This is a genomic window from Alkalibaculum bacchi (assembly GCF_003317055.1).
GTDB classification, from domain to species: Bacteria; Bacillota; Clostridia; order Eubacteriales; family Alkalibacteraceae; genus Alkalibaculum; species Alkalibaculum bacchi.
Genome location: NZ_QNRX01000031.1, coordinates 1 through 13,218 on the forward strand (window position 1 = coordinate 1; position 13,218 = coordinate 13,218).

15 protein-coding genes and 2 riboswitches are annotated in these 13,218 nt (G+C 35.3%); of the genes, 5 read left to right on the plus strand and 10 right to left on the minus strand.

Annotated features, from left to right (window positions below; translation table 11 throughout):
• A riboswitch (cobalamin riboswitch) is annotated at window positions 1–234 on the minus strand. This riboswitch is flagged as partial in the annotation.
• 162 nt (window positions 235–396) lie between these two features.
• Window positions 397–568, plus strand: a riboswitch (cobalamin riboswitch).
• A 131-nt stretch (window positions 569–699) separates the two neighbouring features.
• From DES36_RS14270 to DES36_RS14280, 3 genes are all read left to right on the plus strand, one after another.
• On the plus strand, window positions 700–2,211 hold the full coding sequence (locus DES36_RS14270; protein WP_113921882.1) for an ABC transporter ATP-binding protein: 1,512 nt from the start codon (window positions 700–702) through the stop codon (window positions 2,209–2,211).
• A gap of 4 nt (window positions 2,212–2,215) precedes the next feature.
• On the plus strand, window positions 2,216–2,995 hold the full coding sequence (locus DES36_RS14275; protein WP_113921883.1) for an energy-coupling factor transporter transmembrane component T family protein: 780 nt from the start codon (window positions 2,216–2,218) through the stop codon (window positions 2,993–2,995).
• An 86-nt stretch (window positions 2,996–3,081) separates the two neighbouring features.
• Window positions 3,082–3,627: a hypothetical protein gene (locus tag DES36_RS14280; protein ID WP_113921884.1), complete on the plus strand. Its 546-nt coding sequence runs from the start codon at window positions 3,082–3,084 to the stop codon at window positions 3,625–3,627.
• Window positions 3,628–3,816: 189 nt separating this feature from the next.
• On the opposite strand, the gene DES36_RS14285 is transcribed toward DES36_RS14280, so the two are convergent.
• The 5 genes from DES36_RS14285 to DES36_RS15405 form a co-directional block, all read right to left on the minus strand.
• Window positions 3,817–3,960, minus strand: a complete 144-nt coding sequence (locus DES36_RS14285; RefSeq protein WP_242981787.1) for a 4Fe-4S binding protein — start codon at window positions 3,958–3,960, stop codon at window positions 3,817–3,819.
• Between the two features lie 86 nt (window positions 3,961–4,046).
• Window positions 4,047–4,319 carry an ATP-binding protein gene (locus DES36_RS15095; protein ID WP_113921885.1) on the minus strand — a complete coding sequence of 91 codons (273 nt, stop codon included), beginning with the start codon at window positions 4,317–4,319 and terminating at the stop codon, window positions 4,047–4,049.
• A gap of 29 nt (window positions 4,320–4,348) precedes the next feature.
• Window positions 4,349–4,654 (minus strand): ATP-binding protein, encoded by a 306-nt coding sequence (locus tag DES36_RS14295; protein ID WP_146953667.1) that lies wholly within the window; start codon window positions 4,652–4,654, stop codon window positions 4,349–4,351.
• Window positions 4,655–4,694: 40 nt separating this feature from the next.
• Window positions 4,695–5,105: an ATP-binding protein gene (locus DES36_RS15400; RefSeq protein ID WP_341457148.1), complete on the minus strand. Its 411-nt coding sequence runs from the start codon at window positions 5,103–5,105 to the stop codon at window positions 4,695–4,697.
• The gene (locus DES36_RS15405) at window positions 5,087–5,323 is read right to left on the minus strand and encodes a nucleotide-binding protein (RefSeq protein ID WP_341457149.1); all 237 of its coding nucleotides are present in this window, start codon (window positions 5,321–5,323) and stop codon (window positions 5,087–5,089) included. The genes DES36_RS15400 and DES36_RS15405 overlap by 19 nt, the downstream gene beginning before the upstream one ends.
• Before the next feature lie 800 nt (window positions 5,324–6,123).
• Here DES36_RS15405 and DES36_RS14310 point away from each other — a divergent pair.
• The gene (locus DES36_RS14310; protein WP_341457150.1) at window positions 6,124–6,981 is read left to right on the plus strand and encodes a prenyltransferase/squalene oxidase repeat-containing protein; all 858 of its coding nucleotides are present in this window, start codon (window positions 6,124–6,126) and stop codon (window positions 6,979–6,981) included.
• A 352-nt stretch (window positions 6,982–7,333) separates the two neighbouring features.
• Complete coding sequence (locus DES36_RS14315; RefSeq protein ID WP_113921888.1) at window positions 7,334–8,551, plus strand: PucR family transcriptional regulator; 1,218 nt, start codon at window positions 7,334–7,336, stop codon at window positions 8,549–8,551.
• 234 nt (window positions 8,552–8,785) lie between these two features.
• Here DES36_RS14315 and DES36_RS14320 read toward each other — a convergent pair whose 3' ends face one another.
• The 5 genes from DES36_RS14320 to DES36_RS14340 all read right to left on the minus strand — a co-directional run bounded on the left by DES36_RS14320 (window position 8,786) and on the right by DES36_RS14340 (window position 12,971).
• Window positions 8,786–10,732: an NAD(P)/FAD-dependent oxidoreductase gene (locus DES36_RS14320; RefSeq protein ID WP_170128341.1), complete on the minus strand. Its 1,947-nt coding sequence runs from the start codon at window positions 10,730–10,732 to the stop codon at window positions 8,786–8,788.
• Between the two features lie 641 nt (window positions 10,733–11,373).
• Window positions 11,374–11,511: a hypothetical protein gene (locus tag DES36_RS15100; RefSeq protein WP_187387088.1), complete on the minus strand. Its 138-nt coding sequence runs from the start codon at window positions 11,509–11,511 to the stop codon at window positions 11,374–11,376.
• Window positions 11,499–12,002 (minus strand): hypothetical protein, encoded by a 504-nt coding sequence (locus DES36_RS14330; protein WP_113921890.1) that lies wholly within the window; start codon window positions 12,000–12,002, stop codon window positions 11,499–11,501. Before DES36_RS14330 ends, DES36_RS15100 begins: the two co-directional genes overlap by 13 nt.
• A 106-nt stretch (window positions 12,003–12,108) precedes the next feature.
• Window positions 12,109–12,264: a DUF1413 domain-containing protein gene (locus DES36_RS14335; RefSeq protein WP_479722707.1), complete on the minus strand. Its 156-nt coding sequence runs from the start codon at window positions 12,262–12,264 to the stop codon at window positions 12,109–12,111.
• 65 nt (window positions 12,265–12,329) lie between these two features.
• On the minus strand, window positions 12,330–12,971 hold the full coding sequence (locus DES36_RS14340) for a flavodoxin family protein (RefSeq protein ID WP_113921891.1): 642 nt from the start codon (window positions 12,969–12,971) through the stop codon (window positions 12,330–12,332).
• Window positions 12,972–13,218 lie beyond the last annotated feature (247 nt).

Here is a 13,218-nt window from a genome sequence, read left to right on the forward strand (position 1 = left end):
GTTCCCATAAGTACCTTCTTCCTCTCTGATGAATTTATTATATCAGATTCAAGAACATACCATGTTTAACTTCTCCGTTTTTTATTCTATCACCACATTGTAAATTTGCGCCTTCCCATAATGAAACAGTGGCATATAGCAAATTACTCTTCGGTTACAGTGGTGGGTCCGCGCAGGAATTAAACCTGCTTCCCTATTATCCTCTATAGAGGCACCTAAATAATTACATATAATATATTTTGACATCATTATACTCATAATTTAATAAATTTGTCAACATCTTTTATAAATAAATTATAACAATTTTTGGATACTCTTTAACAGAAATTCTAAATTTATTATTCTTAAATTTTATATTGACATTTAAATAATGATATCTTAAACTAAAATAAATGAATAAATTATTATTTTGTAAGGTGCCCGAAAGGGATAATAGGGAACCAGGTAATCCTGGACGGTCCCACCACTGTGATTGGATGTTGAAAATGTATATATGCCACTGGGTTTACTGGGAAGGCGTACAAAAGAGTCCATAAGTCAGGAGACCTGCCTACAAAATAGTTGAGACGAACAATGGTAAAGTTCTAGCTTAATAAGCTAGAACTTTACTTTTTTTTAATAAAAACATGACCTACGATAAAGAATTCTGTTCAAAACCAAATATCCTATTCAAAAATTTTTATAACAAAAGGAGCTCAAATGAAAACAATTGTGCAAATACAAGTCGATAGTTTAACATTTCCTAACGAAGAAAAACCTGCACTACAAGAAATTTATTTTGATATTTCTCAGGGAGATTTTATCGTAATTACTGGCGGCGTAGCATCTGGAAAATCTATTTTACTGCATACCATTACAGGAGCAATCCCACATTATCATCAAGCCCAATTAACGGGAAAAATAACGATTATGGATCAAGATATTGCACATATTCCTTTGAATAAGATGTCCGATTATGTAGGATACATGATGCAGGAACCACAAAATCAGCTCATTAGCCTTAAAGTGTGGGATGATGTTGCTTTCGGTCTTGAAAATTTAGAACTTCCACTTGAGGAAATCAAGAATAGAATAAAATCCATATTAAGTTTTGTAGGTCTAAAAGATTTTGAAAACAGAATGACAACGTCACTTTCTGGAGGGGAGGCGCAACGTGTAGTATTAGCAGGTGTTTTGGCCTTAGAAGCTCCTATCCTTATCCTTGACCAGCCTACAGCGGAACTTGATCCATTAGGGCGGGCGAAGCTTTATAAACTATTAGGACACTTAAACAAAACTCAAAATCTTACTGTTATTCTAGTAATGGATTGTATGGAAGAAGTCTTATCTTATGCCAATCGAGTACTCACTATGGAAAACGGACGAATTATTAGAGAAGAAAATCCACAAGAGTATTTAAAGAATCGAAAAGCATATATCATGCAAAAACTGAAAAATAAATCTAAAAGAATACCCAACAATCAAAAGGAACTCATCTTAAAGCTAACAGATGTAACTTTTCATTATAAAAATAGCTCAACGGGTTGTGAGAGCATCAATTTAGAAATTTACAAGGGTGACTTTTTATCCGTTGTAGGCCTCAATGGGTCTGGCAAATCTACCTTAGCAAAGATAATAATCGGATTATTAAATCCTTCTCATGGCGAGATTCGCATTTTTAATCAAGTTCTTACGAAAGAGAACCTTAAAAATATCCGGGAACGTTGTGGATTCTTATTTCAAAATCCGGACTACCAGATTTTTGGAAGTAGCTTAGAAGAAGAAGTGAGCTTTTCTCTAAAACTTAGAGGCGAAACCAAAGAAGCAATTGATAAAAAGGTGGAAGAATCATTAGACTTCGTTGGATTACTTGAATATAAAGATATGCATCCACAGCGTTTAAGTCGTGGCCAACGTCAGCTTTTAGCGTTATCCTCTATTTTAATCAGTAATCCAGAATTTATTATAGCTGATGAGCCAACATCAGGCCTTGATGAAAACCAAGGGTATATGATTATGGAAAAACTATATGAATTTGCAAAGAATGGTAGTACAGTCCTTCTGATAACACACGACTTTACTATGGCTAGTAATTTTTCTAATCGCATTGTTGCCATGAACAAATCCCATATCTATAAAGATATTTCTATATCAGAACTACCTGGACACTTAAAAGAAATGAAAGAAATTGGTTTGAATTTCACTAATACTCTTACATGGAAGGAGACTTAATATAATGGAATACTCCGCTTCATATGAGCAGAAAACAAGATTGATCGATAAACTCGATCCCCGAACAAAACTTGCTTGGTATATTGTAATGATTTATTTTTCCCTCCGTTTTCAATTGGCATTACAGTTGATATGTGTGTTTTTAGCAAATATGCTCGTGTCTTTTGTATTAACAAAATCACTGAAACAATATAAGATTCTACTGATACTTATGCCTTTTTTGGGCGTTCAACTACTCATCCTTCAAGTCTTATTTTGCAGAGATGGAGTTCTTCTATATGAGTGGGGTTTGATAAAGATTTATAGCCAAACAATTTCTCTTACAGTAACTGGACTTCTTAAAGCTGGCATAATAGTCTTTGCAAACATGCAATTCTTTACATCAGCTTCGTCAATGGATTTTACCTTAATGCTGATCAAATTTAAGATTCCCTATCGATATGCTATGCTTGTAGGTCTTTGCGCACGTTCCATTCCTCTTATGAGGAACGAATACACGGCCATTATTGATAGCCAAACCACTAGAGGCCTCAAAATGGAAAGTGTGTACGACAAGATTCGAAGCATCATTCCTACCTTTCTTCCATTTTTATTTCGATCTGTTAGACGTGCTACAGAAACTGCACTAGCAATGGAATTAAGAGGTTATGATCGAGGTAAAAACAGAACTTTTTCTTATGATATATGTATTAAGAAGACTGATATAGTTCTCATAGGTGGAATGGTTTCAGTTGTCTTATTAAATCTAATTGGTAGGGTATTCATGCCTACGGTAATACAGTAGTAAGTAACTCTTGATTGCTAACCCTTAAGTAGACAACTGGCAACGATAACTAGTTTTATATAAAAAATATTTAGGAGGAATTATTAATGGAAAAATCAGTTAAAACAAACGGTATTTTTAGAACCGATACAAAAGCACTTGTAGGTTCCGTCATGGTGGGGATTTTATTCTTGATTGTAATGCAAGTAACGGGACGAATTGATGCAATATTAGATCCTACTTTATTACTTTTTAATGGAACATGCTGGGCCTTTTTTACAGGCCTTATCGTCTTAATGTATAAGCAACCTGCTGGTATCATTGCTGGATTAATTGAAGCCGTAATAGCTATGGTAACTTCTTATACGCCTATAGCATTTTTCTTTCTCTTTGCAAATACTATTGCATCTATTGCATATTCACTGGTAGCAAATAAACTTTCAATGGAAAAATTAAGCCATCATTTTTTAGCTCAATTGGCTTGTACTACTACCGGAAACTTTTGTGTCTTTGTGGGCCTAGTTACCGTTGTTCACCTTCCTTGGCAAATTGCTCTTTTTTCTTCTGCTCTTACTTCTATAGTTGGCACCCTTGGAGCAGGAATCCTAACAAAGTCTGTCTATCATTCACTAAAAAAATCATCCTTAATTTAGAAAACTTCCCTCCTATGAAATGCCTGATTTATTAAAACGCAAGAGAATTTTTGCCCTTTTCTTCCCCATTGATTATATACTGTTTTTAATCGCTTTAAGTTGTTTTTCTGTGTAAATAGTGCAAAAAATAGAATAAGACGGCGACTTTGATTTCTCAAAATCGCCGTAATTTTTTATGCCTTATCAAGCTCAACAACTTGGTATTGCATTGTTCCCAACCCTATTTTTTCTGCTATTCACACAAATACCACAGGATATACATTTTTCAGCATCTACTACAGGAGATATCCCAGAATGCTGCTCTAACTTTCCTGATCTTGCAGCAAAACCCATGAACTTTTTTCATCTAATATAAAATCGATAGTAATCGTTCTTAATATATTACAATAATCAATTGATAAAATGTAATGAAATATGTATTATAAAACACCTGTAATCCTATCTGTTACCTTATCCAATTCTGCAAGATTTATTTCTAACTTTTCTCCCTTCAGTGCCAATTCCATTAATTCTCGCATCATAGGAAGAACTGCAAGGATGTGGTCTCTATTGTCTATTGCGTCTCGAAGAATTTGTTCATTACTTTCCTGCACCTTGTTTAAAATGTAATAAACTGGTTTTTGGATATTTTCACCCAGCTCCTTAATTTTCTTTGCTAGCTGTAAAGATTCATAGGAAGGGTCACATACCATCAGAATTATATCAGCCTCATATCAATACCTCACCCAAAGTGTTCAATTCCTGCTTCCATGTCGAGAATAGCTATCTGATTTTCTTCCAGCTCCAAATGCATCACAAACTGCTTAATAACTGTCCCCATAGCACAGGAACATCTTTCGTTTTCTTTACAGATTTTTCCACTAACCATCAGCTTAATACCATCCTTTTCCGTGTAATATCCGTCCGGAATACTTTTTATTCTCCATGCCTCATTAAAGAATTGGCGGGAAAAGTTAGAGGTCATCATATCATATAATACATTTTCTTTCCCTCCCAAAAATTTAATAAAGTCCTTTGGATTTTCCACTCCAAGATGACGATGCAGGCCATAGTTCGATTCATCAGAATCAATGATTAATACTTCTTTTCCTTTCTTTGCAAACTTCTGGTGCCCGATTTATAATCAGACCTACCTGCTTTGGTTTAAACTTTAATTCTTCCATTAGTCTGGCAATTCTACCTGCTGCTTGTACCCCTCTTCTAGAGGAGTCGCTTACTAAAATTGACGTGTCCATTACCGGAAGAAGTCCACGGCTAATATGCTCCATACCCGCTTCATTGTCCACTACTACATAAGGATAGTGGCTCTGTAATTTTTGAATCTGATTTTCTACCAGACCGTTAACAAAGCAGTAACATCCTTGTCCCTGGGTACGTTCCATCACCATAAAGTCATAATCATCCTCCTCGATAATGGCTTCGGTAAGCCGCATCTCAAGGTAAGCCTGTTTCGTCACTCCTACTGGAAACTGATCCACCCCGCTCTTTCAATTTCTTCCCTCACTTCTCCTAATGTTACTTCTGCCTCTACGCCAAGAACTTCATTTAAGTTGGAGTTGGCATCCGCATCTACTGCCAATATCGGCTTTTTACCACTTTCACACAAATATTGTATCAGTAGGCCGCATAAAGTTGTTTTACCCACCCCACCTTTTCCTGCTACTGCAATTACATGTCCCATATTTATTTCCTCCATTTTCTATTTTTCTTTACACCTTATAAATACTTTTCTTCAGAATATTGAACAACGTGTTGATTATCTTTATAAAAAGAATATAATCTTTATTAAGAATTAACAACCGACAATGTTTTAAATCTGTACGGTTTCTAAACATATATAAAAAACTGTTGATTTTGGAGGACATGTTATGAAAGGAAAAACACAGAAAAAAGACTGACGCTCAGAATACACCCGCCAGACAATTAAAGAAACTCTTCTAAAGTTGTTAAAGAAAAAAATTTTCTTAGAATTACAGTAACAGAAGTATCCAGATTAGCTGAAATTAATCGGGGAACCTTTTATCTTCACTATTATGATATGGATGTACTGGATGACATTTTGACTAAAATGACATATAACACTACAGATATTGTAGATCATGTGATATGCCCTAAAAAAGCACTTCCAACTGTTCTTATCCTTTCTGTGACAAAATACATAGTAATGATCAATACCAGGTTCTCTTTTTAGATGATGCCATATCACCAAAAATCATTGAAAAAATAGCTGATTTATATAAAAAAACTATGTAACCTGGCTAATGTCTCATAGCCTTCTCACCTTTGAGGAAGCGGAAGCTGTCTTTTATTTTCAAATGAATGGCTGTCTAACTATTAATAAAATAACGCTACGCAACCATTGCAATGACTGGAAGAAAATCCAGAAAACCATAGATGCCTTTATAAAAGCAGGCATGGAAACATTTCTTATCCACGATCAGCGAGATGAAATGCTGAAGGGGTACGGTAATAAATGATTATACTAAAGCTATCAAAATGAGTATTGGGGTGAACAATATGGGCATTGAGCAGAAATATGCTTCTGATGTGGAAACAATCTTATCGTACAGGTATGATAATGGCGAAGACTATTGGACTACCGCCGACCATAAATTACTGAAAGGCGCACCCTACACCACCTTAGAGAGCGTATTATATTTACTGGAATTAGGTGTACCATCTGATGATGAATTGATGAAGAATGTTGCTGAACTCATTTTTAGTAATTGGAAAGAGGACGGAAGAATTAAAATTTCTTCCACAGGCGGAATTTATCCATGCCATACTGCTTTAGCTGTAAATGTTTTGTGTCACATGTGCTATTTTGATGATGATAGAGTAAAAAAGTCCTTTGCGTATTTCCTTAATACACAGCAGGAGGACGGCGGTTGGAAATGTAACAAGTACAGCTTTGGGAGGGGTAAAGAAACAAAATATTCAACGCCATATACCACTTTAGTGGTGTTGGATTTGTTTCGCTATTCTCTAGATTTTAACAATGACGCACGATTGAATAAAGCTGTTGATTTTCTCTTAGAGCATTGGATTATCCGCAAACCTATCAGTCCTTGCCATTATGGAATAGGTACATTATTTATGCAGATTGAATATCCATTCCGAAGTTACAATTTGTTTTACTATGTGTATGTTTTGTCATTCTATGATAGAGCAAAAAAGGATAGCCATTTTCTCGAAGCATTAAAGGCACTGGAATTAAAAATGGTTAATGAAGAAATCCTCGTCGAAAGAGTTGTACCTAAACTTGCAAAACTCAATTTCTGTAAAAAAGGCAAGACGAGCGAACTTGCCACAAAACGCTATCGAGAAATTTTACAGAATATTGTAGACCTATAAAAAACATCTCCTATTCCTTATGACCCATTAGGGACGTGACCCATTAGGGACGTGAATTTTTGGGTCAAGTTCTTATCCACTTCAGACAAAAGTTTACATTGTAAGGGGAAATCGCTTAGGGGATAGAATGCTTTAAGTCTAATACCTTAAAATAAAATAAGACAAAACTTCTACTTAAAGTCTCATCCTTAATGTGGTTAATTTGCAAATGAGAGTGGATCTACACTTAAGAATCTAAAAGCTTGACCTGAACCGTCCCTCACAAACATTAAAAATACCTACCATTGAAAAGGTACTACCTTTTATTTAAATATGATAAAATTGTTATATCATATAGCAAAGGAGTTTTCTATTGGATTATCAAAAGAATTTGTTAGAAATTTATAAACAATTTCATGTAAATATGGATAAACCTGGTTTTCTCCCTTTAATTCGCTGTGCAAGCGAAATTTTTGAGGCACCTGTGGTTTTTACAGATAATAAATATGAGTTAATATCTATGTATCCAACAAAAAAGATTGAAGATTTTGTCTATGATACTTTATTTGAGGAAGGTGTTTTACCTGAGGAGACTATTGCTGCATATCATGAGGCCTATTTAAGGCAACCTGGCACAAGATATGAGCCTTTTTTTGAAGATGAAGGCCTTGTAGAAAAATGCCCTCGAATTTTTGCTGAGGTGTACGATGAGGTAAAAATCATCGGCCATATTGCCATATTCTTAAAGGATAAAAAATTTGAGCCATGGCATTTAGAAGCAACGTCCTTTCTAACGAGCACTTTGCGAATCAAAATCAATCTAACAAGACAAACTCCTTCTGTTAGGTCAAAATTCTTACAGGATTTATTAGATCGACATTCATTAAATCCAGTAAAAGAACGTTCTATTGCCCAATTGTCGAAGATGAATCTAGAAGATTCACTCCTTTTAGTGGCTCCGTTAGATCAAAGCAAATCACAACAGGCTTTTTCTTCTGTTGCTATAAACTATTGTTTAAACCAATACCCTGAATCCATCCCTATTGTATATAAAGATGATTTGGTCATTCTTTTGACTAATAAATCTAGCCACTGTAATTTAAAAAATACAGCAGAAAAGATTTCAGAGTATCTCTTTCAGTACAAGATTTTATGTGGTGCCGTTTATCCTATCAAAGATTTGTACGCTCTTTGTGATTATTACACTCAGGCCAGATTGACAGCTTTATTTCGGTACAGAGATGAAGTAGTAAATGGTGATTTTCACACTTCTCTATACTACTACGAAAACATTGCTCCCTACCCTTTATTTTTGCAACTAAGCCAAAATGAAGAATATAGATGTTTTATTCATCCAGTTTTAAAAGAGATCAAAGCATATGATGAGGAAAAGGGTATGACACTATACGAAACCCTTAAGGTCTATTGTAAAAATCTATTTCAAAAGAACGAATCAGCAGAAGAACTGCACATTCACAGAAATACTTTAAATTATCGACTTAGTAGAATCGAAGAACTGTTTCAAATTGATTTAAAAGACTACCAAACTCTTTTGCATCTTTTAATCAGTATAGAAATGTGTGCTTACTAGAAAAACTTTATCCATCTCCAATCAGTGTTCTATAGTCAGTTTTATGGGTCAACGTATATAAAAATAACTTAAATAAGCCGAAAAGGACTACCCCTTAACGGAGGTAATCCTTTTGCTATTATCCATAGAGAATTCTTGCATTTGACTCTAGTATTTTTTCAAGTCTTCCTTAAAACGCGGCCAAGAATCCTCACCCCAAAGAAATACCCTACCTTAGCCGCTGATTGCTAATAGCTAAATAGACATTCCTACTCTAGCGCCTTCAAATATAGCTTGTAAAGCACTTCTTGCTTTTTTAGCATCACCTATTACATAGACTTCTTTTGCCAAACTCTCTACATTTTCAAATTGAGCTTCTGATTTAGAGCCTACAGCAAAAATAATATGGTCGAATCCCTCTAATGCAATTTCTTTACCATCTTGCTCTGCATATACAGTATTGCCTTCTATACGTGAAACTTTAGTATTTGTGTAAATTTCAACGTCTTCTTTCTTTAATCTTTTAATAAGATCATCTCGAACGGTCATGTATAGATCCATAGCAATGTCTTCTTGCATTTCAACTACAGCGACTCTTTCACAGTAATCTTTACAGAACTCTGCTGTTTCAACACCTACCATTCCACCACCGATAACTAAGGCACTATTTGCAAGAATTTTATTTCCTACTAATACATCGTTAGCTTGGAATACATTTTCAGCATCATTTCCTGGAATATTTAATTTAAATGGTTTTGCACCCGTGGCTACAATTAAGACATCTGGTTTTTCCTTTTGAATAAAGGCGGTATCTACTGCCATATTGTAAACCATTTTAACACCATGTTTTTCACACATACGCTTAAAATATTTTATAGGTCGAGTTAATTCTTGTTTATATGGAGGATAAGAAGCGATTAAGAATTGACCGCCTGTTTTATTTTCTTCATTTTTCTCGTATAAAGTTACATTATGACCCCTTTCAGCTGCAATCCAAGCTGCTTCCATACCTGCAACACCCGCACCTATCACCATAACTTTTTTAGGTTCTTCCGCAGGGCCGTATTGAACCTCTTTACGATTGTTGCTCATAGGATTGAATATACAAGAAACTCCCCAATCTCCTTCTTGCAATGAATCGTGATCATTAAAGGACATACATCTTTGAGTACAGCCTACGCAAGGTACGATATCTTCTATATTTCCACCAGCCATTTTATTAGGAAACTCTGGATCTGCAATAGATTGACGTCCTAAGCATACAAAGTCCGTGTCTCCACGCTCAATCGCTTGCTCTATAACATATGGATCAGAAAATCTTCCTGCTAATAATACTGGTATATTGACGGATTCTTTTATTCTTCTGCAAATACGCCAGTTCCAGCCTTGTTGCCAAGCTGTTGGAGGAACAATTACATCCCAAGAAGCATAAGTGCCAGCAGAAATATTTAACGCATCTACACCATAAGATTCTAACATTCGAGCAAATACAATAGATTCTTCTTCCTCTAATCCTCCTGCCCTTCCTTCAATGGAATCCATTCTTACGATGATAGCAAAGTCTTCGCCACATTCTCTTCGAATACCTTCAATAATTAATTTATGGAAATAAGACCTTCCTGAAATTCCTCCACCAAATTCATCAATTCGCTTATTTGTTCTTGGACTCATAAATTGCAATCCCATATACCCGTGAGCACTGTGGAACTCAATTCCATCAAAGCCTGCCTTTTTACATCGAACAGATGCTTGTATATATGAGTCAATTAATTCGTATACTTGCTCCGTAGTATATTCATTAACATGTTCACGATATACAACAGAAGGAATCGATGATGGCGCTGTTGGCGTTTGGCCAATCATTGCCCTAGTAGTTTCTCGTCCCGCATGGTGTAATTGCACAATTGCTTTTGCACCACCAGTATGTATTGCATTTGCTAGCTTTGTAAGACCTGGAATATACTCATCAGAATACAATCTTGGCTCGCCAGGCATTCCAGATGCTCTCTCGTCTACTGCTGCAATTTCTGTAATGACTATACCAAATCCACCTTTAGCTCTTGCTCCGTAGTAATCGCAAGCCATTTTTTCAATAGTACCATCTTCTTCACACATAGCCGAATCCATTGCCGGTACAACTAATCTGTTTTTAACGAGCATTTTGCCTATACACATTGGTTTAAAAGTTGATTCAAAATTCATTCTACACACTCCATTCCTTATTTTATTATTACTTCCCTTTGATAAAATCATAACATCCCTTAGAATTCTTTACTATATTCATTATGACAAAGAAATAACGATAATTAGTGCAAATTGACGAGAATCTAGCTGCTAGTCATTAGTCACTAGAGTTAGGATTTTCTTTAGGGTCTAGGTGTGCCCCTATCCTTTAAATAGATGGGAAAAGAAAAACTTTCTCAGCAAAAGAAAAACATAGTTAAAAAACCTTCTAAACTTAGAAGGTTTTTTAACTACTTACGTATATGATTTTGTTTTAGGTTTGTGAGGGACGGGACTTTTCAAGTCAGATTTTTAGATTCTCAAGGGCCGATTCACTCTCGTTTGCAAATTAACCACATTAAGAATGAAACTTCAAGCAGAAATTTCGTTTTCTTTTATTTTAAGGTATTCAGCTCAAAACATCCCACCCCTAAGCAATCCTCCTTCTCAGGTGAGTCTTTTAGCCTGACGTGGCACAAAAACTTGACCCAAAATCCCACGTTCCTTGCGGGTCTCCCCATGGCATACTTTTCAGCTTTACCCTCTTAAAATACCGCTATATCAATTTCTTTCTTAATTGTTTTATTGCCGCTGGTAAAATAAGATACGTTTCTTTCGAATTACACTTTATATGTAGGCAAAGCCTCCCTTAAGAAAATGCCAAGCTCGTGTTGAAGGCTAAACTCATTGCATATATCAATATTTTGCTTTGTAACCGATTTAAAGAAATCTTGTACCAAAGCCTTTAATCTAAGCAAAATGAAATCCCTCCCAACGCTTTTACAAGACTCTCTCTATACTTTCTTTGATTTCCTTGTCCAGGAAAAGGAAGAAAAAATATGCTTTCACTTTCACAATAATTATCCATAATACTGGAATTCCTTATCTCAGGTTCTACGAATTTCTTTTTACATACAATAATCGTTTTAGGATTTAAGGTCTCAATAGTATCAATTAGTTTTGGTATGTTGAGGTGTATTTCAGCTTTTCTTTCATGATCACCTAAGCCGTTTACTGGATTTTCAGAGATATCATATAGCCAACAATTCCAATTCTTGAACCTATTAACAGTAAATATATCTTCTTTAAAAAACTCATCAAATGCTTTTTTTGTTTCTCTATAAAGTGCGGAATCACCTTGATAAAAAAATGTTCCACCTTGAGGTCTTGATTCACCAACAAACAGAACTTCAACGTTATCTGGTTTATGGTGGTTTCTTAAATTTTCATATGCATTGTTTGGCATCATTATCCCCACCCTTTATTGATTTTCAATGGTTGATTTTTCATATCTCTGCTAGTTGGATGATGTCTCTTCAATTGCTTTGAGATTACCATCTGTCTTATTCACCCAATTATGAAACAGCGTCCCCCAACAGAAGCCTGCCTTTTCTCGGTATCCTATTCCACACATAGCCCTTAAACAAGTCCTTAACAAGAAATACTTCACCGTCATTAAGCTTATCTATTTCATTAATTGCCTCTTCTAATAGTTCATTAACATCACTCATATTGTCCACTCCTTATAAATAACAATACCTCCTGTAATTACAGATTCAAGGAAAATCAGAATTTGTTATTCAAACGAAGTCAGTTTGCGACCAATCTCGTATGCAGCTTCCATATCCTTTGGGAACTGTTCTTCTCTTACTTTTCTTTTATGGACCTCATCAAGCATACCAGAATGATATTTTGAATAATCGCTAAACTGGTATGTATCACAAGCAGCATATACTTCGACAGTTACGCCAAGCCGTTGAAGAATTTCAGCTCTGTTTTTAAGTGATTGTTCCATATTGCTTTTATAGAATGCTTCTGGAGCATTCATAGTAAGGAATAATGCAGCATTGATTTTTCCATCAAATAGCCGTTTTGTGTAGTCATCATAGGAAAGAAGCGGAAAGCCAAGTCTCTCAATAAAGCTAACCATCTGACCTGTTATATCACCAAAATAAATTGGTGAACCTAAAAACAACACATCTGCATTGAAGATTTCCTCTAATACAGGGGTCAAACCATCCTTAAACGCACAATGATACGATTCTGCTCCCTGCCTTTTGCAAGCAAAGCAGCTTCTGCAACCTGTATAATTCAAATCATATAACTGCACTAATTTCGTTTCTGCGCCAACTGATTCTGCGCCTCTCAACGCTTCTTTCAACAATTTTTCTGTATTCCAGCCTCTTCTTGGACTTCCGTTTATTGCAATTGCTTTCATTTGACCACGCAACCTCTCTAATTTTCAATTTATTTTTAAGTAACATTTATGGGAACTTCTGGGGGGGACGGCAGAATGTGTGAAAATACACTTTTTATGCCACGCTTGAACACGATAATATCACATTTTGAACCCATTTTTGTTTGTTTTCGGTGATACTTAAAAAGAGTAATAAAATACGAGCCTTGAAGTACTCTGTTAACTTCTCAGTTCCTATTATATTTATTACTCTTTTTAAATTATAAGC

Coding starts and splice junctions, on each gene's coding strand:
- DES36_RS14270 (WP_113921882.1), top strand. CDS start 700: ATGAAAACAATTGTGCAAATACAAGTCGATAGTTTAACATTTCCTAAC.
- DES36_RS14275 (WP_113921883.1), top strand. CDS start 2,216: ATGGAATACTCCGCTTCATATGAGCAGAAAACAAGATTGATCGATAAA.
- DES36_RS14280 (WP_113921884.1), top strand. CDS start 3,082: ATGGAAAAATCAGTTAAAACAAACGGTATTTTTAGAACCGATACAAAA.
- DES36_RS14285 (WP_242981787.1), bottom strand. CDS start 3,960: ATGGGTTTTGCTGCAAGATCAGGAAAGTTAGAGCAGCATTCTGGGATA.
- DES36_RS15095 (WP_113921885.1), bottom strand. CDS start 4,319: ATGGTATGTGACCCTTCCTATGAATCTTTACAGCTAGCAAAGAAAATT.
- DES36_RS15405 (WP_341457149.1), bottom strand. CDS start 5,323: ATGGAGGAAATAAATATGGGACATGTAATTGCAGTAGCAGGAAAAGGT.
- DES36_RS14310 (WP_341457150.1), top strand. CDS start 6,124: ATGAGTATTGGGGTGAACAATATGGGCATTGAGCAGAAATATGCTTCT.
- DES36_RS14320 (WP_170128341.1), bottom strand. CDS start 10,732: ATGAATTTTGAATCAACTTTTAAACCAATGTGTATAGGCAAAATGCTC.
- DES36_RS14330 (WP_113921890.1), bottom strand. CDS start 12,002: ATGATGCCAAACAATGCATATGAAAATTTAAGAAACCACCATAAACCA.
- DES36_RS14335 (WP_479722707.1), bottom strand. CDS start 12,264: ATGAGTGATGTTAATGAACTATTAGAAGAGGCAATTAATGAAATAGAT.
- DES36_RS14340 (WP_113921891.1), bottom strand. CDS start 12,971: ATGAAAGCAATTGCAATAAACGGAAGTCCAAGAAGAGGCTGGAATACA.